The organism is Streptomyces argenteolus, assembly GCF_042902585.1.
GTDB classification, from domain to species: Bacteria; Actinomycetota; Actinomycetes; order Streptomycetales; family Streptomycetaceae; genus Streptomyces; species Streptomyces argenteolus.
Genome location: NZ_JBIBEG010000001.1, coordinates 1,417,530 through 1,438,040 on the forward strand (window position 1 = coordinate 1,417,530; position 20,511 = coordinate 1,438,040).

At 70.8% G+C, this 20,511-nt stretch carries 21 protein-coding genes and 1 pseudogene; 11 read left to right on the top strand and 11 right to left on the bottom strand.

Going from position 1 to position 20,511, the window contains the following annotated elements:
• Positions 1–50: 50 nt before the first annotated feature.
• The 3 genes from ispF to ACFY8O_RS06450 all read right to left on the bottom strand — a co-directional run bounded on the left by ispF (position 51) and on the right by ACFY8O_RS06450 (position 2,163).
• Positions 51–572, bottom strand: a complete 522-nt coding sequence (ispF, locus tag ACFY8O_RS06440; RefSeq protein WP_145804551.1) for a 2-C-methyl-D-erythritol 2,4-cyclodiphosphate synthase — start codon at positions 570–572, stop codon at positions 51–53.
• Complete coding sequence (gene ispD, locus ACFY8O_RS06445) at positions 562–1,326, bottom strand: 2-C-methyl-D-erythritol 4-phosphate cytidylyltransferase (RefSeq protein WP_145804553.1); 765 nt, start codon at positions 1,324–1,326, stop codon at positions 562–564. The genes ispF and ispD overlap by 11 nt, the downstream gene beginning before the upstream one ends.
• Before the next feature lie 354 nt (positions 1,327–1,680).
• Positions 1,681–2,163: a CarD family transcriptional regulator gene (locus ACFY8O_RS06450; RefSeq protein WP_006380568.1), complete on the bottom strand. Its 483-nt coding sequence runs from the start codon at positions 2,161–2,163 to the stop codon at positions 1,681–1,683.
• A 705-nt stretch (positions 2,164–2,868) separates the two neighbouring features.
• Between ACFY8O_RS06450 and ACFY8O_RS06455 the strand changes: the two genes are divergently transcribed.
• A complete protein-coding gene (locus ACFY8O_RS06455; protein WP_387899406.1) occupies positions 2,869–3,540 on the top strand; it encodes a DUF461 domain-containing protein in 672 nt (223 codons plus the stop codon).
• Between the two features lie 312 nt (positions 3,541–3,852).
• Here the strand turns inward: ACFY8O_RS06455 and ACFY8O_RS06460 are convergent, their stop codons facing one another.
• Together ACFY8O_RS06460 and ACFY8O_RS06465 are read right to left on the bottom strand one after the other, a co-directional pair.
• Positions 3,853–4,533 (bottom strand): response regulator transcription factor, encoded by a 681-nt coding sequence (locus ACFY8O_RS06460; RefSeq protein WP_014047499.1) that lies wholly within the window; start codon positions 4,531–4,533, stop codon positions 3,853–3,855.
• Positions 4,530–5,798: a sensor histidine kinase gene (locus ACFY8O_RS06465; RefSeq protein WP_145804557.1), complete on the bottom strand. Its 1,269-nt coding sequence runs from the start codon at positions 5,796–5,798 to the stop codon at positions 4,530–4,532. Before ACFY8O_RS06465 ends, ACFY8O_RS06460 begins: the two co-directional genes overlap by 4 nt.
• 197 nt (positions 5,799–5,995) lie before the next feature.
• Between ACFY8O_RS06465 and phoU the strand changes: the two genes are divergently transcribed.
• Together phoU and ACFY8O_RS06475 are read left to right on the top strand one after the other, a co-directional pair.
• Positions 5,996–6,673 (top strand): phosphate signaling complex protein PhoU, encoded by a 678-nt coding sequence (gene phoU, locus ACFY8O_RS06470; RefSeq protein WP_145804559.1) that lies wholly within the window; start codon positions 5,996–5,998, stop codon positions 6,671–6,673.
• Positions 6,674–6,857: 184 nt separating this feature from the next.
• Complete coding sequence (locus tag ACFY8O_RS06475; RefSeq protein ID WP_167526148.1) at positions 6,858–6,998, top strand: hypothetical protein; 141 nt, start codon at positions 6,858–6,860, stop codon at positions 6,996–6,998.
• Between the two features lie 112 nt (positions 6,999–7,110).
• On the opposite strand, the gene ACFY8O_RS06480 is transcribed toward ACFY8O_RS06475, so the two are convergent.
• Positions 7,111–8,526 carry an MDR family MFS transporter gene (locus tag ACFY8O_RS06480; RefSeq protein ID WP_387899412.1) on the bottom strand — a complete coding sequence of 472 codons (1,416 nt, stop codon included), beginning with the start codon at positions 8,524–8,526 and terminating at the stop codon, positions 7,111–7,113.
• Positions 8,527–8,733: 207 nt separating this feature from the next.
• Here ACFY8O_RS06480 and ACFY8O_RS06485 point away from each other — a divergent pair, with 207 nt between their 5' ends.
• Entirely contained in the window at positions 8,734–9,495 is a 762-nt protein-coding gene (locus ACFY8O_RS06485) for a phosphoglyceromutase (RefSeq protein ID WP_129264856.1), read from the top strand.
• A gap of 656 nt (positions 9,496–10,151) precedes the next feature.
• Here ACFY8O_RS06485 and ACFY8O_RS06490 read toward each other — a convergent pair.
• Positions 10,152–10,460, bottom strand: a pseudogene (locus ACFY8O_RS06490) (site-specific integrase); the annotation flags it as partial.
• Positions 10,461–10,738: 278 nt separating this feature from the next.
• Here ACFY8O_RS06490 and ACFY8O_RS06495 point away from each other — a divergent pair.
• From ACFY8O_RS06495 to ACFY8O_RS06515, 5 genes are all read left to right on the top strand, one after another.
• Complete coding sequence (locus ACFY8O_RS06495) at positions 10,739–11,719, top strand: SGNH/GDSL hydrolase family protein (protein WP_387899415.1); 981 nt, start codon at positions 10,739–10,741, stop codon at positions 11,717–11,719.
• A gap of 282 nt (positions 11,720–12,001) precedes the next feature.
• Positions 12,002–12,964: an SDR family NAD(P)-dependent oxidoreductase gene (locus ACFY8O_RS06500; RefSeq protein ID WP_387899418.1), complete on the top strand. Its 963-nt coding sequence runs from the start codon at positions 12,002–12,004 to the stop codon at positions 12,962–12,964.
• Positions 12,965–13,375: 411 nt separating this feature from the next.
• Complete coding sequence (locus ACFY8O_RS06505; RefSeq protein WP_387899421.1) at positions 13,376–13,810, top strand: VOC family protein; 435 nt, start codon at positions 13,376–13,378, stop codon at positions 13,808–13,810.
• Between the two features lie 376 nt (positions 13,811–14,186).
• Positions 14,187–14,435: a hypothetical protein gene (locus ACFY8O_RS06510; protein ID WP_145804569.1), complete on the top strand. Its 249-nt coding sequence runs from the start codon at positions 14,187–14,189 to the stop codon at positions 14,433–14,435.
• Entirely contained in the window at positions 14,432–14,674 is a 243-nt protein-coding gene (locus ACFY8O_RS06515) for a hypothetical protein (protein ID WP_145804571.1), read from the top strand. Before ACFY8O_RS06510 ends, ACFY8O_RS06515 begins: the two co-directional genes overlap by 4 nt.
• A gap of 235 nt (positions 14,675–14,909) precedes the next feature.
• On the opposite strand, the gene ACFY8O_RS06520 is transcribed toward ACFY8O_RS06515, so the two are convergent.
• Positions 14,910–15,422, bottom strand: a complete 513-nt coding sequence (locus ACFY8O_RS06520; RefSeq protein WP_145804573.1) for a MarR family winged helix-turn-helix transcriptional regulator — start codon at positions 15,420–15,422, stop codon at positions 14,910–14,912.
• A gap of 162 nt (positions 15,423–15,584) precedes the next feature.
• On the opposite strand from ACFY8O_RS06520, the gene ACFY8O_RS06525 reads away from it, so the two are divergent.
• On the top strand, positions 15,585–16,520 hold the full coding sequence (locus ACFY8O_RS06525) for an EamA family transporter (protein ID WP_387899426.1): 936 nt from the start codon (positions 15,585–15,587) through the stop codon (positions 16,518–16,520).
• Here ACFY8O_RS06525 and ACFY8O_RS06530 read toward each other — a convergent pair.
• Entirely contained in the window at positions 16,504–17,286 is a 783-nt protein-coding gene (locus ACFY8O_RS06530) for a hypothetical protein (RefSeq protein WP_387899429.1), read from the bottom strand. The genes ACFY8O_RS06525 and ACFY8O_RS06530 overlap by 17 nt on opposite strands.
• A gap of 224 nt (positions 17,287–17,510) precedes the next feature.
• Between ACFY8O_RS06530 and ACFY8O_RS06535 the strand changes: the two genes are divergently transcribed.
• Positions 17,511–18,500, top strand: coding sequence for a phosphotransferase family protein (locus ACFY8O_RS06535; protein WP_387899432.1), 990 nt, complete (start codon positions 17,511–17,513; stop codon positions 18,498–18,500).
• Positions 18,501–18,513: 13 nt separating this feature from the next.
• On the opposite strand, the gene ACFY8O_RS06540 is transcribed toward ACFY8O_RS06535, so the two are convergent.
• Positions 18,514–19,020: a type III secretion system chaperone family protein gene (locus ACFY8O_RS06540; protein ID WP_145804581.1), complete on the bottom strand. Its 507-nt coding sequence runs from the start codon at positions 19,018–19,020 to the stop codon at positions 18,514–18,516.
• A gap of 59 nt (positions 19,021–19,079) precedes the next feature.
• Positions 19,080–20,429 (bottom strand): D-inositol-3-phosphate glycosyltransferase, encoded by a 1,350-nt coding sequence (gene mshA, locus ACFY8O_RS06545; protein WP_387899435.1) that lies wholly within the window; start codon positions 20,427–20,429, stop codon positions 19,080–19,082.
• Positions 20,430–20,511 lie beyond the last annotated feature (82 nt).

Consider the following 20,511-nt stretch of genomic DNA (forward strand, 5'->3'; position numbering starts at 1 on the left):
CGGACCGGCACGGCCCGCGTCAGCCCTCGGTGCGGTACACCAGGCCCGCGTCAGCCTTCGGTGCGGTACACCAGCGCGGTCGCGATGCCTGCGATCCCCTCGCCCCGGCCGGTGAACCCGAGACCGTCCGACGTCGCCGCCGAGAGCGACACCGGGGCTCCCACCGCCTCGGAGAGGACCTTCTGCGCCTCCTCGCGCCGCTTGCCGATCTTGGGGCGGAGGCCGACGACCTGGACGGCCACGTTGCCGATCTCGAAGCCGTCGGCGCGCACGATCCGGGCGGCCTCGGTGAGCAGGGTGACGCCCGAGGCACCCGACCACTCGGGCCGGCCGGTGCCGAAGTGCTGCCCCAGGTCACCGAGTCCGGCGGCGGAGAACAGGGCGTTGCAGGCGGCGTGCGCCACGACGTCGGCGTCGGAGTGTCCGGCCAGACCGGGCCCCTCGCCCTCCCACAGCAGGCCCGCGCACCAGAGTTCGCGGCCCTCCTCGAAGGCGTGGATGTCGGTCCCGATGCCGACGCGCGGGATCACGGGAGCGGGAGCGGACCGCGCCCGCACGGTCTCAGAATCCATCGTGTGCCCTCCGGCGTGCGAGAACGGCCTCGGCCAGCACCAGGTCCAGCGGCCGGGTCACCTTGAACGCCTCCTCGTGGCCGGGCACGACGACGACGGGCGAGCCCGTCCGCTCGACCATGCCGGCGTCGTCGGTCGCGCCCTCGCCGTCCACGGCCACGCTCTCGTGCGCCAGGACCAGCGCGTCCCGCGCGAAGCCCTGGGGGGTCTGCACGGCCCGGAGCCTCGCCCGTACGGGAGTCGAGAGCACCGGTTCCGGACGGCCCGGCTCGCCCGGCTCGACCTCCTTGACGGTGTCCGCGAGCGGAAGTGCGGGGACGACGGCCGGAGCCCCGTCCCGCACGGCCTCGATGACGGCGTCCACGGTGTCGACCGGCACGAGGGGCCGGGCGGCGTCGTGGACGAGCACCACGGAGACGTCCTCGGGCAGGGCGTCGAGGCCGAGCTTCACGGACTCCTGGCGTGTCGCGCCACCGGGGACCACGACGTAGTCGGTGCGCTCGGGCAGCGCGTGGCCGTCGATGAGGTTCTTGACCTCCGTCGCGCCGTCCGGCGGGGCGACCACGACGACGAGACTGACCGCGCGGGAGGCGGCCATGGCCCGTACGGCGTGGATCAGCATGGGGGTACCGCCGAGCGCGCGCAGCGCCTTGGGGGTACCGGGGCCGAGCCGGACCCCGCGGCCGGCCGCCGGGATCACCGCGGCGGTGCGGGAGGGGCTCGGTTCAGCAGGCGTCGGTGACATCGGTGACATCGGTTGCACTCCGAAGCTTCGGCAGGTTTGTTTCCACGGCCGACATGGGTATGGCCTGGGCGTGCCCCCGACCGTAGGTGGGGGGAGAGCCTGGCGCGACGCCGTGACCTGACCGGGAACCCTTCCGTGACCCCCGGTCGGCCGAGCCGCGCAGGGCTCGGTGGGGCTTGCTGAGGGGGACGGCACCGAAGCGACCTGCGGATCCGGGCGGATTCCGTCGTACCCGTGCCGGGTGCGAACATGCCGCAGCGCCCGACGACGTACCGTAAAAACGGCTGGTCAGCGGGCACCGCGGCATGATGTGTGACGACCGGATTCTTCAGCCGGTGGCACCGGTCGCCGGTGTCGTCCGGTTCAGGACGCGAGGACCTCGTCGAGCAGGGCCTCGGCCTTGTCCTCGTTCGTGTTCTCCGCGAGAGCAAGCTCGCTCACCAGGATCTGGCGGGCCTTGGCGAGCATGCGCTTCTCACCTGCGGAGAGTCCGCGCTCACGCTCACGACGCCACAGGTCACGCACTACTTCCGCGACCTTGATGACATCGCCCGAGGCGAGCTTCTCGAGATTTGCCTTGTAGCGTCGGGACCAGTTCGTCGGCTCTTCGGCGTACGGCGCGCGCAGCACCTCGAAGACCCGGTCCAGCCCTTCCTGCCCGACTACGTCGCGCACGCCGACGAACTCCGCATTGTCCGCCGGTACACGAACCGTCAAGTCGCCCTGGGCGACCTTGAGCACCAAGTAGGTCTTGTCCACGCCTTTGATCTGGCGAGTTTCGATAGCCTCGATCAGCGCGGCCCCGTGATGGGGATAGACCACGGTGTCGCCAACCTTGAACGTCATGTGACAGGTACCCCTTCCGTGGCTATCCAGAGTAACACGAGAACGGCTTCTCCTGAATGGCGTTTTCGCAGGTCAGGGCATATCTCGGGGCTTGACAACTGCGCCACGAACGTGCTGCGCGAGGCTTCCGGAAGGCGATATTCGCAGGTCGGAGCGGGCGTGCGGCCGGGCGGAAACACCCGCGTCACACGTGCCGGAAGCCCTCCAGAAGGGGCCGAACGTCCCGTTTTGTCGGATTCCGGATGGTGAACTTTCCGTACTCCGTTCGGACATCGATCACTCGTACGGACCTTAGCGTGCGTGGCCATTGAAATTGATCACCGTCCGGGCGCCGGGTGGATTATGCGCGGGAAATGCGCCACGGCCGGAAAATCGATCACCCGCCGATCAAGATGCCGCTCACCCGGGATTTGTGAACGGCGTGCGAAACGACATGGCCAGGAGGGGTACGGCCCGCGTACGGGAGCCGGCGCACCCTCGTACGGGAGCCGGCCGGAGCGCGGACGGCGGCCCGTCCGGGCGTGGCGAAGGCTTTCGGTCCACAGCTCGGCCGCCCGGAGGGGCGGGTCGGGTGCGGGCCCGGGAGGGCGGCTCGGTAACCTGAGCCCGCTGACACACACTTAGGGCGGCTTTACGGCCGCTCGGGCCTTCCTGTCCGCAGAGTCCGAAGTCCGCAGTCCGATCGTTCAAGGAGTTGCCGCCGCCGTGAGCCGCAGCCTTCGACACGGCGCCCTCGCCGCCACTGCCCTCGTGTTCTCGATCGCCACGCTGTCCGCCTGTGCGGCCGGCAACAACGCGCAGACGCTTCAGGTCAGGCCGGACAACGCGGCCACCACTGTCGGCTCCCTCAAGATCCAGAACCTGAACGTCATCACGCAGCCCGGGCACGAAGCCGAGGGCCCGGCCGTCATCGCCGGCACGCTGTTCAACGACAGCACGAAGCGTGAGGTCCTGGAGAAGATCACGCTGCCCGGGAGCAACGCCACGGTGAAGCTGAACGCCGCCAAGGGCAAGGGACCGCTCGTGGTCCCGGCCGGTGGGCGGGTCATCATCGGTGGCGCCGACAACGCCTCCGCCGTCATCGAGAACGGCCGCCAGGTCGGTGCCGACGGCAGTGTGCAGACCGTCGTCTTCACCTTCAGCGAGACCGGGGACGTCGAGCTCGGCGCCGCCGTCGTACCGGCCACCAGCTTCTTCGAGGGCTTCGGCCCGAGCACGCTGCCCACGCCGAAGCCCACGCCCTCGGAGTCCGAGACCGGCGCCACGGGCGAGCCGACCGACGGCACGTCCGAGAGCCCCTCGGCGACCGGCTCCGCCTCGCCGGAGGGCGAGGGCGCAGCTGCGCCCGAGGGCGACGCCGCCGCCGACACCCACTGATCACACGAGTGGGGGGTGACTCCCCCGGAGTCACCCCCCACTCGGCCTGCGGTCACGTCACCGGTACCGGCGGCACGCGGCCCGAGCCGGCTCGGGCCGCGTGCCCGGTCACCGGTCCACGGCACGAACCCGTTCAGCGCGCGTGCCGGGTCACCGGTCCATCGCGCGGACCGCACTCGGCCCGCGTGTTCTCGCCGTCCACGGCCGGAACCCGATCGGCCCGCGTGTCCGGTCACCGGTCCCAGTGACGCACCCCGCCTGCCGTCGCCGGTCCCCGGCCGGAACTAACTCCGCCCGCGGGTCGTCGCCGGTTTACGGCTCGAACTTGTAGCCCAGGCCGCGCACCGTCACCAGGTACCTGGGCGCACCCGGGTCGGGCTCGATCTTGGCGCGGAGCCGCTTGACGTGGACGTCCAGGGTCTTGGTGTCACCCACGTAGTCCGCGCCCCAGACCCGGTCGATCAGCTGCATACGCGTCAGCACGCGACCCGCGTTGCGGAGCAGCATCTCCAGCAGGTCGAACTCCTTCAGCGGGAGGTCGACCTTGCCGCCGGAGACCGTGACGACGTGGCGGTCCACGTCCATCCGGACCGGACCGGCCTCCAGCGCGGCCGGAGTGACCTCCTCCGGCTCACCGCGGCGGCGCAGGACCGCGCGGATGCGGGCCACCAGCTCCCGCGAGGAGAAGGGCTTGGTGACGTAGTCGTCGGCTCCTATCTCCAGCCCGACGACCTTGTCGATCTCGCTGTCCTTCGCGGTGACCATGATCACCGGGACGTTGGACCGGACCCGCAGCTGCCGGCAGACCTCCGTGCCGGGCAGGCCGGGAAGCATCAGGTCGAGGAGGACGAGGTCGGCGCCGTTGCGCTCGAATTCGTCGAGGCCGTCCGGGCCGGTGGCCGCGATGGCCACCTCGAACCCTTCCTTGCGCAGCATGTAGGACAGGGCGTCGCTGAAGGATTCCTCATCCTCGACGACAAGCACTCGGGTCACGGAAGAGCCTCCGGGGCAGGAAATGGTTCGTAAGAATCGGTCTCGTACGGTCCCTCGTCGTCGACTGCACCGTTGACGACGAGCGCTCCGCCGGTTTTGCGTCCCCGTACGACGCCCGACTCGGGCAGTCGCAGGGTGAAGGTGGAGCCCTGGCCTTCCGAGCTCCATACGGTGACCTCCCCGCCGTGCGAGGCGGCCACATGCTTGACGATGGCGAGGCCGAGACCGGTGCCACCGGTGGCCCGTGAGCGGGCCGGGTCGACTCGGTAGAACCGCTCGAACACGCGCTCGCGGTCCTTCTCGGAGATGCCGATGCCCTGGTCGGTGACGGCTATCTCGATCAGATCCCCGCCGGGCGCGGACAGCTTCCGCGCCGCGATACCGACGCGTGTGCGTGCGGGGCTGTAGTTGACGGCATTCTCCACGAGATTGCCGAGGGCGGCCGCCAGCTGGCTGCGGTTCCCCCACACCGTGAGGTCCGCCGCGCCGGCCGAGGCCATGGTGATCTGCTTGGAACCGGCCTGCTGCCGGCACCGGTCGATGGCCTCGGCGACCAGCTGTTCCACCCGTACGGGTTCGGCGTCCTCCAGCGGGTCGTCGTTCTGCACCCGGGAGAGGTCGATGAGCTCCTGCACGAGGTTGGTGAGCCGGGTCGCCTCGATCTCCATGCGGCCGGCGAACCGCTGCACCGCCTCCGGGTCGTCGGACGCGTCCATGACCGCTTCGGAGAGCAGGGAGAGCGCGCCGACCGGGGTCTTGAGTTCATGGCTGACGTTGGCGACGAAGTCGCGCCGTACCGCCTCTATGCGACGGGCTTCGGTGAGGTCCTCGACCAGCAGCAGGACCAGGCGTGAGCCCAGCGGGGCGACCCGCGCGGAGACGGCGAGCGCCTCGCCCCGGCCCGTACCGCGGCGCGGGAGGTCCAGCTCCACCTGTCGTATCTCACCGTCGCGCCGGGTGTCCCTGGCCATGTGGAGCATCGGCTCCACCGACAGGCGTCCGCCCCTGACCAGGCCCAGCCCGTACGCCGCGGAGCTGGCCTTGACCACGCTGTCGCTCTCGTCGAGCACGACGGCCGAGGAGCTGAGCACGGACAGGACCGTGTCGACCCCCGGGGGCAGGGCGGCATTGCCGTCCGGCCGCAGGGACGTACGCGTGGGCCGCCTCTGCTCGCGCTCGCTCCAGCGGAACGCCAGCATGGCGATCACACCGGTGCAGAGCCCGGCGATCGCGGCAGCTGCGGCGACCGCCGCGTTCACGTCCATGCTTCAAGGTTATGCGGGCTCGCCGACACTCTCCCAGCCATCCGGGTGCCTTCTCGAACACTCGTCGCCCAGAGTTCACCGAGGGGATAGAGCCGGTTCACTTGGTCGGCCGGAACCCGACGCGTAGAACCCGCACCGTGGCAACGTGGGGGTCGGCCCTAGACCCCGGCTCAGCAAGGATCTGGAGAGGGACTTCCATGCGCGACGCTTACCACGAGGAACTCGATTCGATCGGCGAAGGCCTGGTCGAGATGGCCCGGCTCGTCGGCTCGGCGATCGGACGGGCCACGACCTCCATGCTCGACGCCGATCTCAAGCTCGCGGAGAGCGTGATCGCCGCGGACCAGAAGGTCGACGACCTCCAGCACGACCTGGAGGCCCGCGCCATCGCGCTCCTCGCCCGCCAGCAGCCCGTCGCCACCGATCTGCGGATCGTGGTCACCTCGCTGCGCATGAGCGCCGACCTCGAGCGCTCGGGCGACCTCGCCCAGCACGTCGCCAAGCTGGCGCGGCTGCGCTTCCCCGAGTCCGCCGTGCCGCACGACCTGCACGCCACCATCCTGGAGATGGGCCAGCTCGCCCAGCGGCTGATGGCGAAGGCCGCCGAGGTCATCATCACCAAGGACGTCGACCTCGCGCTCCAGCTGGAGCAGGACGACGACGAGATGGACCTCCTACACCGCACGCTGTTCCAGCACCTGATGGACGACCGCTGGAAGCACGGCATCGAGACCGCCGTGGACGTGACGCTGCTGGGCCGCTACTACGAGCGCTTCGCCGACCACGCGGTGTCGGTCGCCAAGCGCGTCGTCTACCTGGTGACCGGCGAACACGCCGACGAGCTCCAGGCGGCCACGCCGGTCGAGGGGGCGTAAGGGGGCGCGGGGGCCGGGACGGTCGTACGTCAGTCCCAGCCCTCGTGCGCCGTTGATGCGCCCTCCAAGCTGGGCATGCAATGGGTGCGGGGGCGGCGCGGCATGCCTGCGGCCCCCTCGCCGTCGGCATGTGTGTCCCCACATGTGCCGTACGCCGTCGAGTCGTACGCCCTGAGGAGGGACCATGGCCGATACCCCCGTGACCGAACCCCAGCAGGAGACCCCGACCGAAGTGGTGCACCTGCCCCTGCTGGGAGCCTGCGGCTGCGGCTCGGGCTGCGGATGCGGCTGCCAGTCCGGCGCACCGTGCCAGTGCGGCGGCTGAGCCGGGCCGAATCCTGCGGCGGTGCCCCGTCACGGACGCGTGTCCGTAGCGGGGCACCGCCGTGTCGTCGGCACGTGGCCCGGCGGTGCGCCGCCGGGCCGCATCGGGCGCCTCAGACGGCGGGCTCGGCCAGGGGCCGGTCCTCGGAGGCCGTCCGTTCCCCGGGCCCGGTCCGGTGCACGGACGCCGTCAGGTCCCCGGGAACCGCCGGTTGCTCGGGCCCCATCGGGTCCGCAGACCCCGGACGGGCCTCGGGCCCCGTACGGTCTTCGGGCCCCGTACGGTCTTCGGGCCCCGTGGACGCGGCGACCACCGGTTCCGGCAGTTCCAGGTTCCGCATCAGCAGCCAGTAGCCCGCGGCCGTCACCGTGCCCAGCACCGCGCAGGTCGCCCACAGCCACCCGGCGCCGTAGTGGTCGATGACGAAGCCCGACATCAGGGGCGCGACGAGCGCCGCCACCGACCAGGACATCGTGTACATGCCCTGGTAGCGGCCCCTGCCGTGCGCCGGGGACAGCTGGACGACGATTCCCGTCTGCGTCGGCGCGTTGACGATCTCGGCGACGGTCCAGACGCACACCGTCAGCGCGTACACCCCGACCGACCCGGCGAAGGCGGTCAGACCGAAGCCGTAGCCCGCGAGCAGGGCCGAGAGGATCAGCAGCCGGCGCGGATCACGGTGCTGGATGAAACGGGTGACCGGGATCTGCAGGACCACGATCAGCACGCCGTTGACGGCGATCGCCGTGCCGAAGTCGGAACTGGACAGCCCGTCCGTGCCCATGGCCACGGGCAGCCCCACGTATCCCTGCTGGAAGATCAGCGCAACCAGGAAGGACAGGCCGACGACACCCATGTAGCGCCCGTCGCGCAGGACGGTGCTCAGCCGCACGTCGTCGGGTGCGGCGTCCCCGGCCTTCCGGGGCACCGCCTCCGGCCGGGATTCCGGCACCTTGAGGAAGACGACGACGGCGCACAGCAGCGTCAGAGCGGCTTCTCCCAGGAAGCCGGTCAGATAGCTGTACTCCGCGATGAAACCGGCTCCCGCCGAGGAGACGGCGAACCCCAGGTTGATCGCCCAGTAGTTGAGCGAGAAGGCCCGCACCCGGTCCTCGGGCCGCACGATGTCCGCCATCATCGCCTGCACGGCCGGCCGCGAGGCGTTGCTCGCCATGCCCACGACGAAGGCGACGCCCGCGATCGCGACCGGATGCACCATGAACCCGAGCACCGCGACGGACACAGCGGTCGAGAGCTGCGCGATCAGCATGGTGGGCCGGCGGCCCAGCCGGTCGGTCATCACCCCGGCACCGAGCGACGAGACGACCCCGCCGAGCCCGTGCAGTGAGGCGACGAGACCGGCGTACGAGGCGGAGTAGCCCCGGTCCAGGGTCAGATAGAGCGCCATGAAGGTGGCGACGAACGCCCCTAGGCGGTTGACCAGCGTGCTGGTCCACAGCCACCAGAACTCCCTGGGGAGCCCGGCGACCGTCTCGTGCGCCGCCTTTCTCAGGCCCGCGACAGACATAGGACTTCCCCCCGGGGACGCGCGTGTACGGATGCGTGCGGGCGGACGGTGTAAGCGGCCCAGCAACTGTCCGAACATTACGAAAGGGGCTTCCCCGGCCGCCACCGGATTGACGCCGACCGTCAATCGTGGGTTCGGCTTCCCGCCCCGTGTCCGCCCTGTGACCGAGCGCGCGGTGGGCGCGCGGGTTCGATTACGCTCGGACCCATGGCCGACGCACCGTACAAGCTGATCCTCCTCCGCCACGGCGAGAGCGAATGGAACGCGAAGAACCTGTTCACCGGATGGGTGGACGTAGACCTCACCGACAAGGGCGAGAAGGAGGCGGTCCGCGGCGGTGAGCTGCTCAAGGACGCCGGCCTGCTCCCCGACGTCGTGCATACCTCCCTCCAGAAGCGCGCGATCCGCACGGCCCAGCTCGGGCTGGAGGCCGCGGACCGCCACTGGATCCCCGTGCACCGCTCCTGGCGCCTGAACGAGCGCCACTACGGCGCCCTCCAGGGCAAGGACAAGGCCCAGACGCTCGCCGAGTTCGGCGAGGAGCAGTTCATGCTCTGGCGCCGCTCGTACGACACCCCGCCGCCCGCCCTCGAGGACGGCACCGAGTTCTCGCAGAGCGCCGACCCGCGCTACGCGACGATCCCGCCGGAGCTGCGCCCCCGCACGGAGTGCCTCAAGGACGTCGTCGAGCGCATGCTGCCGTACTGGTACGACGGCATCGTCCCGGACCTCCTCGACGGCAAGACCGTCCTGGTCGCCGCCCACGGCAACAGCCTGCGCGGCCTGGTGAAGCACCTGGACGGCATCTCCGACGACGCCATCTCGGGCCTCAACATCCCGACCGGCATCCCGCTCTCCTACGAGCTGGACGCCGACTTCCGCCCCCTGAACCCGGGCGGCACGTACCTGGACCCGGACGCGGCGAAGGCAGCGATCGAGGCCGTGAAGAACCAGGGCAAGAAGAAGTAACGCGACACCAACAAGCCCCCCACCTGCGGGTTCTCCGCGAGGTGGGGGGCTTTTTGGTGCGCTGGGCCGTCTGTGGGCCGTGGAAGGGACTTAGGGGCGTTGTCAAGCGTTCCGGAGCGCAGCAGTGAACGACGGTATGACCGGTATGCTGGTCCCGCCTCGTCTGAACCTCCCCTGAACTCCGCGTTAGAACGCGTGAGTTCGAAGGCTCCGACCCAATGAGTGGGTCGGTTGGAGGAGAAGGGAGGCGGTAGAGGTGAGTCTTGAGAAGGACAAGCCCCGCGGGTGGACCAGTGCCGAGAGGTGGCAAGTCTGGCTCGCAGGAGGTGGCCTACTCGTAGCCATTGCTACCAGCGTGATGCAGTTCGCTCGATGAGCGGGTCACGCGCGAGGTCGGCCGCGACCGGGAGCTGCACATGCAGCGAGCCCGGTCTACTGCTAGGCGACCGGGCTCGCTGACTGCATGAGGGCCTGGATCTGGTTGGAGCCGGATCCAGGTCCGCAGTATTTCTAGACACCAATCTCTCACGCGTGAAATCACGAATCAACTTTGTGAGCCTGTCCGCGAACTTTGCTCGCCCGCTCTTTCAGCGAACTTTTCCAGCACAATGTTCGGACAGATACAGCGTTGCTGGCCTCTGACCATGGTGTACGCATCACCGGTGATCACAGACCGAAGCCACAGCCTTCCTCGTATGCTCCTGGCTCGACGGCATCAGGTGCGCGTACACCCACAACGTCAAGCCGGGGTCGGAGTGCCCGACGTACTCGGCGAGCGCCTTGATGTTCTCCCCGGCGTCCAGCAGCACCGACGCGCAGAAGTGCCGCATCGCGCGCATGCCCTTCTCGCGTGACTCAGCGTGCGGAGCGCCGGCCGCCGGGGTCGGGATGGCTCCGGCCGAGGCCAGAGCCGGTGTCCACGCTTCCCCGTGCAACGAGGTGCGCCAGACATGACCACCGCGCGGTGACCGGCCGGGGTCCGCGTCGCAAGGCATCTGAAGAAGACACCTGTTGGCCCGCGCCGCCTCCCTTCAATTCGGTTGACGTCCAGGGGTGGCGTGGCGGACGTTCAGCCGGACCCACCGATGCGCCACAGCGACGGAGAGACGGTAGGCAGATGACTTTCAGCGGGGGGAACCCGAAGCCGGAGCGCGGGAAGCGTCCAGCGGCGCCTGGCGTGGTGGAGGCTGGCTCGCCGTATGAGCTGGGGCCGTCGGTCCACGGGAAGAGCGTCTCGGAGCAGGTGCACACCGCAGGGCGGGTCAAGGACTGCGGGACGACGTGGGAGTTCAGCTGGCCCGGGGTGTACTTCGAGGGCCGCATCCGTGGGACCGGGCTCGGTGTGATGATCGATTGCGCGGCGGCCGACTACGACGTCCAGGTCGACGGGGCCACCGTCGCCACCCTGGTCACACCCGGCGACACCACGCACTGGATCGACGGGTTACGGGACGGCGAGCACACCGTCCGGGTCGTCAAACGCAACGACACCCCGGGGAACACCAGCACGTTCGGAGGCTTCGTCGCGTCGCCCGGGGGCGCCGTGCTGAGCAAGCCGACGCCCCGGGACCGTCAGATCGAGTTCATCGGGGACTCCATCACCGTGGGCTACGGCAATGTGTCGGGCCCCGGCGACTGCGATCCGGAGCACGTAAAGCGGAACACCAACAGTGACGTGAGCCACGGCGCCCTCACCGCCCAGCAGTTGGACGCCGATTACCAGATCAACGGCTTCTCCGGCCTCGGCATGGTGCGCAATATCGCCGGCATCTGCCCGGACGTCACGTACCGGACCTACTACGACCGGGCCCTGCTGAACGTGGACGGCGACGTCTGGCAGAACCCCGGGACATGGCGCCCCCAGGTCGTGGTGGTCAATCTCGGCTCCAACGACTTCTCCGACCTCGCCCCCGGCGAGCCGTGGACCCCCGACAGCCTCGCAGTCGCCTACCGCACCGCCTACGGCGAGTTCCTTCGGAAACTCCGAGCGCGCTACGGGGCCGATACCGCCCTCGTGGCCGTCGGCTTCGACAGAAACGCCGAGCATGTGCGGCAGGTGGTTGCGGCGCGCAACGATGTCGGCGACAGCGGGGTCCACTACTGGTTCCTCGATCAGTCGGGCCTGGACTTCCTCGGATGTGACGGGCACGCCTCGGCTCGCGACGACCGGGCCATCGCCGATCGTCTTGTCCCGTTCCTCAGGAGCCTGCCGACGGGATGGTGAGGCTGCACCGCCGAAGTGGCCGCACGGACGACCGCGGCCGGAACGTCACGGTCGCCGGTCCCGACGAGCGCCCACGCCGTAGGAGACACGTCCACGCCGGGAGCCGTCTGGGCCGTCCGCGGCTCAAGGGCATCCGATGACGACCCGTGGTGCCCCGCTCGCCCGGTCCGCTCGCGGCGGGTGTGGACACGGGTCGCGCTCACGCCCGAGACGCCAAGCTCCGCTCGCCCGGGAGCAAGGGACTTGCCTTGGAGCGCAGTTCAACGTCTAGCGTCGGGCCTCATGACCACACCCCAGCACACGATCGGAACGGGCTTCGGTGCCCGGAGCACCGCTGACGACGTCCTCGACGGGATCGATCTGTCCGGCAGCACCGCGATCGTCACCGGTGGCTACTCGGGCCTCGGCCTGGAGACGACCCGTGCCCTGGCGGCGGCCGGGGCGCGCGTCGTCGTGCCCGCCCGTCGGCGGGCAGCCGCTCGGGAGGCGGTCGAGGGCATCCACGGGGTCGAGACCGACGATCTCGACCTGTCCGACCTCGACAGCGTTCGCGGTTTCGCCGAGCGGTTCCTGGATTCGGGCCGGCAGCTCGACATCGTGATCGACAACGCCGGAATCATGGCCTGTCCAGAGACCCGGGTCGGCCCGGGGTGGGAGGCGCAGTTCGCCACCAACCACCTCGGTCACTACGCGCTGATCAACCACCTCTGGCCGGCGCTCGCCCCCGGTGGCGCGCGCGTGGTCGCCGTGTCCTCCGGCGCCCACGGCATCACGGGCATCCGCTGGGACGACGTGCACTTCGAGCACGGCTACGACAGATGGCAGGCGTACGGGCAGGCGAAGACGGCCAATGTGCTGTTCGCCGTGCAGCTCGACGCGCTCGGACGCGACGCCGGAGTCCGGGCGTTCGCCGTACACCCGGGCAGCATTCTCACCCCGCTGCAGCGCCACCTCGCGAAGGAGGAGATGGTCGAAGCAGGCTGGATCGACGAGCAGGGCAATCCCACCGACCCCACCTTCAAGACGCCCGAGCAGGGCGCGGCGACGCAGGTGTGGGCCGCGACCTCTCCCCAGGTGGCGGGCATGGGCGGCGTGTACTGCGAGGACTGCGACATCGCCGAGCAGGCCGGCGACGGCTCGGACGGCGGCGTGCACGCGCACGCGACCGACCCCGGAGAGGCCGCGCGCCTGTGGGCCCTGTCGGCCGAGCTCACGGGCGTCGACGCCTTCGCGGCAGCGGAATAGAGGGGCCTGCGGGCGGGCCCGGCCCTCCGCTGTCGCGCGCCTGGCGCCACCCCGGCTGCCCTCCGGCTGCGGAACGTCGCAGGCGGAGGCCGGTTCACGGCTGACGGACCGTCGTTCGGGCCCTCAGCTGGGGTGACGCCGGCCGTGGAGCCCGACATCGAGGATGATCAGGAGCGCCACCGGGAGTGCGATCTCGGCAGGTGCGTCGATCCAGAGGGATGGCGGCCGACAGGAACAACGTTCCTTGGCGGACCTCGTTCCTGCGCCGCCCAGAGTTTTGCACCACGGGTGCACACCAAGCACATGCCCGGCTCATGTGAGGGTTTTCCTCGTACGGTTTCGGGAGCCGCCTTCGGCAGGCCTTGGCCTCCTCCCCCTGCGGCCGCACCGCGTGCGCGGCACAGTGGAGGGATGGACACAGAGCACAGCGCAGATCTCCTGGCCGCCCGGGCACTCGGTGTGGCGACCCGGTTGCCCGCGCAGGACCTGGAGCGGGCGCGGCGGTTCTATGCCGAGAAGCTCGGGCTGGAGCCCGTCGACGAGCGGCCGGGCGGGCTGCTCTACCGCGTCGGGGGGTGCGAGTTCGCCCTGTTCAGCTCGGCCGGCGCGGCCTCCGGCAGCTTCACGCAGATGGGGTGGCAGGTCGACGACATCGACGCGGTCGTGACCGAACTCCGTCGTCGTGGCGTGGTGTTCGAGGAGGTCGACCTGCCCGGCCTCCGGACCGAGGGCGGGATCGCCGAGATCGAGGGGAACTATCCGAGCAAGGGCGCGCGGGGGGAACGTGGCGCCTGGTTCCGGGACAGTGAGGGGAACTTGCTGGGCATCGGCCAGGCCGTGCCGTAGCAGCCGCCCCGCCTGCAACCCTGGACGGTCATGCGGGGCGCCACGGCCCGCCGCCACGGACGGTCCCGTCGCAGCTACCCGGCCCGCAGGCCCAGGCCCTCCCGTCGCAGCTACCCGCCCGCAGGCCCAGGCCCTCCCGTCGCAGCCACAGCCCGTAGCATCGGTCCGGCCCGTAGCCCCGGACCGTCCCGTGGCCCGGGCCGCGCCCCGTCGCCGTAACCCCTCCTCCGCAGCCGCGATCCGCCGCAGCCCGTCGCTCACGCATCCCCCTCGCACCCGCTAACGTGACCTGCACAACAGTCCGTTACCCAGGGACGCACCCCCGCCGTGAGGGGCGGGCAGGGCGCGGAGAGCAAGGAGATCGGGGAGAGCGATCATGGGCGAGTCTCTGAAGACCTTCGTCGGCGGCGCCGAAGTCGAGGTGCCCAACAGCATCCCGGCGATCCGAGCCGCGCTGCCCGAGGAGAGACGCGAGGAGTTCGACCACGCGATCAACGAGGCCGGGGTGCACGAGATCCAGGCCGTCATGCGGCACTGGATGCTCGAGTCCGTACCTGATCCCGAGGCCGAACAGATCCTGGACCGGCTGGCGCAGGACGAGGCCGAGAGGCGGAACGTCGCTTGAGTTTCCGCATCTCCTACGCACCGCCCGCCGATGACACCCTGGCCAAGATGCGCGACGGCGACTCGTTCCGGGCCGAGATGGCGCGCACGCTGGGCCTGGACCCCTACGGACACGCCTCGACCGCCGTGAAGCGCGAACGGGACCGGCGCGAGGCGACCGTCGGCGGGGCCATCGTCCTCTACTACGTCTCCGGGACCGTCCTGACGGTCACCGTCGTCAGGCTCGTCCCGCTGCCGTGAGTCCGGCGATCAACAGCACTAAGTCAAGACGTCGGCTCCCGAGTCCGCCTGACCGTCACTCGCGGTCGACCGCCGGGTCCGCCTGACGGTCACACGCCGAAGGCCGCCGAGCGCATCTGCCCCGGCCGCCACCCGCGCCCGCCCACGCGCCCGGCCGCGAGCGCACCCCGGTCACCGAACGCCCCGGTCACCGAACGCCCCGACCGTCGGCCGCCCCCGACCGTCGGTCAGGCTCTCAACCGCGCCCCACCGTACGGCCCGTGTCGCCGAGGGACTCCAGCAGACCGCGCAGCTCGCCCGCGATCCGTACGCGCTCCTCGCCCGTCAGCCCGGAGAGCATCCGCTCCTGGTTGTCCACGTGGTCGACCAGGACCCTGTCGATCAGGTCGCGCCCCGCGTCGGTCAAGGCCACATGGACGCTGCGGGCGTCCTCCTGCCTGCGGATACGGACGACGAGGCCGCGGGCCTCCAGGCGGTCGAGGCGCTGGGTGATCGCGCCGGACGTGACCATGGCCGACCGCATCAGGTCCGCGGGGGTCAGACGGTGGGGCGCCGGGCTGCGGCGCAGGGTGGCCAGGACGTCGAAGGCCGCCGCGTCGAGGCCGTGCGCGCCGAAGACCGTGCGCTGCTCCGCCTCGACGATCTGCGCCAGCCGCTTGATACGCCCGAACACCCCCATCGAAGAGGCGTTCAGCTCGGGATACTGCTCCGCCCACTGGGCCAGCACGCGGTCCACATGGTCACTCATCGCTCCAGTCTACCTATGACTTAGCGGTGAGATACCTACTTGCTTAGCGCTAAGCAAACGCTGTACGTTCTGACGCATGACGCAGGCCGCCGTTTCCCCGACCGCGCCGCTGGCGATCTCCCCGCGCCGCGACATCCACCCCCTCGCCACCGGCGGTGCCAGGTGAGTGACCACCGGGTCCTCCGCGACTCCGCCCTCACCGCGCTCGCCCCGCTGATCTGGGGCTCCACCTACCTCGTCACCACGGAACTGCTCCCGCCGGACAGGCCGTTGCTGGCCGCCACGGTCCGCGCCCTGCCCGCGGGCCTGATCCTGCTCGCATGGGGCAGGAAGCTGCCGCAGGGCAGTTGGTGGTGGCGCGCGGCCCTCCTCGGGCTGCTCAACATCGGCGCGTTCTTCTACCTGCTCTTCCTCGCCGCCTACCACCTGCCGGGCGGAGTCGCCGCCCTGGTGATGGCGGTGCAGCCGACGATCGTGCTCGGCCTGTCGGCGCTGCTGCTGAAGGCGCGGATCACGCCCGCCCACGCAGTCGCCTGCGCACTGGGCATCCTGGGTGTCGGCCTGCTGGCGCTGACCTCCCACGCGGCCCTGGACGCCGTCGGAGTCGGCGCGGGGCTCCTGGGCGCGGTGAGCATGGCGAGCGGGATCGTGCTCACGAAGCGCTGGGGGCGTCCGCCCGGTGTGGGGCTGCTGACGTTCACGGGGTGGCAGCTGACCTTCGGAGGCCTCTTCCTGCTGCCCGTCACCCTGGTCGCCGAAGGGCTTCCCGAGGCCGTGGACGGACGGAACGCCGTGGGCTTCGGCTATCTCGGGATCGTCGGGGCGCTGTTCGCCTACACAATGTGGTTCCGGGGCGTGGAGCGGCTGCCCGCCCTGGCCGTCTCCATGCTCGGCTTCGCCTCGCCGCTCGCCGCGACGGCCCTGGGCTATCTCGTCCTGGGCGAGACGCTCTCCCCGGCCCAGCTCGCGGGCTCGCTCCTGGTGGTGTGCGCCGTCGTGCTCGTCCGGCCCCGGACAGCGGGCGAGGGGCCGGGGGCCGGACCGTCCGGCCCGCCCCCGGCCCCTCGCCGTGTACGGATGATCAGCCGAGCTTCTTGACCTGGGCCGCGACGAGCTCCGTCGGCATCTCGAAGTCCGGGGCCGCCCCGCCGGAGACACCCAGGTTGAAGGAGAAGAAGGTGGCGACGGTGCCACCCTGACGGAGGCTCACGAGCTTGAAGGGCACCTGCTCGCCCTCCTCACCCATCAGGACCGTCCACGCGAGGGCCTCCTCGCCGCCGGTCACCTTCTCCTCGGTCAGCTTGGTGACCTTCTGCTTCGAGCCCTTCATGGTCAGGGAGAACCCGCCCTCGGCGCACGCGGCGGCCGACTCGCGCAGCTCGGCGAGGCTGTCGGCCGCGCCCTGACCCTCGTACGAGGCGAGGGTGACCAGCGAGGACGTGACGTCGAGCATGCCGGCGAGCGCGTCCTCGGGGTCCGCGGTCTCGTCCTTCTCGGGCTCCTGGACGACCTTGCGCCCGGCGTTGCCGACCGGCTCGCCGCGCTTCACACCGTAGAAGGCCTGCCCGATGGGCTCGCACTCCTTCTTGTCCACGGTGAGGTCCGCCGCCTTGCCGATGTCCTCCGGGCCGGTCTTCGAGATCTTGTGACCCGCGAGGTCGCCGTCCTCCAGGGACACCTTCTCCAGCTCGGCCGAGGTCAGCGCCTTGACCGCGGCGGGCTTGGACGCGGCGTCGTCCTTGGCCCCCGAGGTGCCGCCGTCGCCCTTGTCGCCGGAGTCCGAACCGCTGCATGCGGTGGCGAGCAGGGTCAGGGACGCCACGGCGGCGGCGAGGGCGGTACGGCGTACGGCAGTGGCGCGCATGGTGGTTCAACTCTCCGTCCGAAGGAGCAACAGCCCGCTTCCGGCGCGGAATTCGTCGCCGGCACGCGAGAACTGCCGCAGTGCGTGACACTCTACGATCGGACACCTGTCCGACGATCGGCCCGAGCGGTCACGGAATGTGATCGTGACTCCGCTGTGATCATCTTGTGAAGCCGCTGTGGGTCGCGCGCCCACCCGGTCGTGAGCAGGAGAGGAGCCGGGCCGTGCCCGTCGACACGACAACAGCGGTGCTCGAAGCCCTCGGGATCGACGCCCGCGAGATCACCTCCCGTGCGGCGCTCACCGGAGGCACCTACAACACCGTCACCCGCGTGAGCCTCCGGGACGGCAGCGACTGGGTGGTGAAGGTCCCGCCCGCTCACAGCACCGGGATGCGTTACGAACAGCGGCTGCTGACCAACGAGGTGACGTTCTACGAGGCAGCCTCGGCGCGGGGCGTCGAGGCGGTCCCGTCGGTCGTGCACAGCGAGCTCGACCCCCGGGCCCCGGCCGGTGCGTACGTCGTCATGACCGCGCGGCCCGGCCGGCCCTGGCACGAGGCCGCCGACGGGCTGACGGCGGGTGACACGGCCCGGCTGCGCAACGAGTTCGGGCGGATCGTGGGCCGCTTGCACAGCGTGACGGGCCCCGGCTTCGGTTATCCGGCCGAGCCCTTCGGCCCGCTCTCCCGCACCTGGCGCGAGGCGTTCACCGCGATGACCGACGCCGTGCTGGCCGACGCGGAGACGTACGGAGCGCGGCTGCCGCACCCCGTGGACCGGATACGCGAGACGCTCCGCGCGGCATCGGGCGAACTGGACGAGGTGACCCGGCCCGCACTCGTCCACTTCGACCTCTGGCAGGGCAATCTGCTGGTGACCGGGGAGCCGGGCGCCCACCGTATCGGGGGGATCATCGACGGCGAGCGGATGTTCTGGGGGGACCCGGTCGCCGACCTGGTCTCCACCTCTCTGTTCGGCGAACCGGAGGCGGATCCGGACTTCCTGGCGGGATACGCGGCCACGGCCGGCGGCCCCCTCGGCTTCACCCCGTCCGTACGCCGCCGGCTCAGCCTCTACCGCAGCTACCTCTACCTGATCATGCTCACCGAGACGGTGCCCCGCGGCGCCGGACCGGAGGCGCGGGCCTGGACGTGGAAGGAGGTCGCGCCGCGGCTGGAGGCGGCGCTGGAGGAGGTGGCCCGGCCGAGCTGACCGGCCGCCCCGCTCAGGAGGGGCGCTGGGTCAGATGCGCGAAGGCGTCCAGGTTCCTGGTGGATTCGCCGCGCTCCACCCGCCAGGCGTACTCCTTGCGGATCGCGCCGGCGAAGCCGAGCTCCAGCAGCGGGTTGAACGCGCCGTCCGCCGCTTCCAGGACCACGCCCAGCAGCCGGTCGAGCTCCTCGGGCGTGACGACCGAGAGCGGGAGCCTGCCCACCAGATAGATGTCGCCGAGCTGGTCGATCGCGTAACTCACTCCGAACAGGCGGAGGTTGTGCTCCAGGAGCCAGCGGTGCACGGCCGCTTCGTTCTCGTCCGGGTGCCGGATGACGAACGCGTTGAGCGAGAGGGAGTGCTGCCCCACGAGCAGCGAACAGGTCGTGGACAGCTTCCGGGTGCCGGGTAGTTTCACGACGTAGTTGCCGGGCTCGGGGCTCTCCCATTCGAGCTCCGCGTCGTCCAGCGTCGCCTCGATGACCCGCGTCGCTGCTGCCTCGTCGGATACGTCAGCCATGGTGCGAGCGTACGACAGCTCACGCGGACCCTCAGCCCGGGTGCGAGCCGGACGCGGCCTCAGCCGTGGTGCGAGCGTGCGCGGCGGCGGTGGTCGTGCATCGCCGCCGTGTACACGTCGGCGGTCGACGAGGCCGCCGTGTCCCAGCCGAACGACAGCGCGTGCGCCGCGGCGGCCTCGCCCATCCGGCCGGCCAGCTCCGCACTCTCGGCGAACCGGCCCAGCGCCTGCGCGTACGCCTCCGGGTCGTGCCCCTGGATCAGGAAGCCGCTCACCCCGTCCCGCACCGCGACGGGGAGGCCGCCCACCGCCGCCGCGACCACGGGCGTTCCGGCCGCCTGGGCCTCGATGGCGACGAGCCCGAAGGACTCGCTGTACGAGGGCATGACCAGCACGGACGCCGCCCGGAACCAGTCCGCCAGCTGGTCCTGCCCGACCGGCGGGTGGAAACGCACCACATCCGCGATGCCGAGCCGCGCGGCCAGCTTCTGCAGCCCTTCCGGCTTGGCGAGCCCGCTGCCGCTGGGGCCGCCCACCACGGGCACGAGGATGCGCGAGCGCAGCGAGGGATCGCGGTCCAGGAGCACGGCCACCGCGCGCAGCAGCACGTCCGGGGCCTTCAGCGGCTGGATACGGCCGGCGAACAGCGGTATCAGGGCGTCCTGCGGCAGGCCCAGGCGCGCCCTGGCAGCCGCGCGGCCGTCGGCGGGGCGGAAACGCTCCAGGTTGACCCCCGGGTGCACGACGGCGACGGAGGCGGGGTCGGCGTCGTAGAAGCGGACGAGTTCGTCGGCCTCGCCCGAGGTGTTCGCGATGAGCCGGTCGGCCGCGTGCACGATCTGCGTCTCCCCGATGACCCGCGCGGCGGGCTCGGGGGTGTCGTCCTCGGCGAGCGCGGCGTTCTTGACCTTCGCCATGGTGTGCATGGCGTGCACGAGGGGCACTCCCCAGCGCTGGGCGGCGAGCCAGCCCACCTGGCCGGAGAGCCAGTAGTGCGAGTGGACCAGGTCGTAGTAGCCGGGGCGCTGGCCGGCCCACGCCTGCATCACGCCGTGCGTGAAGGCGCAGAGCTGTGCGGGCAGCTCCTCCTTGGCGAGGCCCTCGTAGGGCCCGGCGTCGACGTGGCGGACCAGCACGCCGGGGGCCAGCTCCACCGACGGGCGCAGCCCGCCGGTGGTGGCCCGGGTGAAGATCTCGACCTCTGTGCCGATCGCGGCCAGGCGCGTGGCGAGCTCGACGATGTAGACGTTCATACCGCCCGCGTCGCCGGTGCCCGGCTGGTGCAGCGGGGAGGTGTGCACGGAGAGCATCGCGACGCGACGCGGCTTGCGGTGCCCCGCGAAACCGCCCGGGAAGCGGAGACGGGGTGCCGCACGGCTGCTGCCGAGCCGGGAGACGTACTGGCTCACGGGTCCGCTCCTCCTCTTCGCTCGGGGCATGACACATACCGGGCGCGGAGACCCTTCGAAGGGCGAGAACAGCGGAACACTG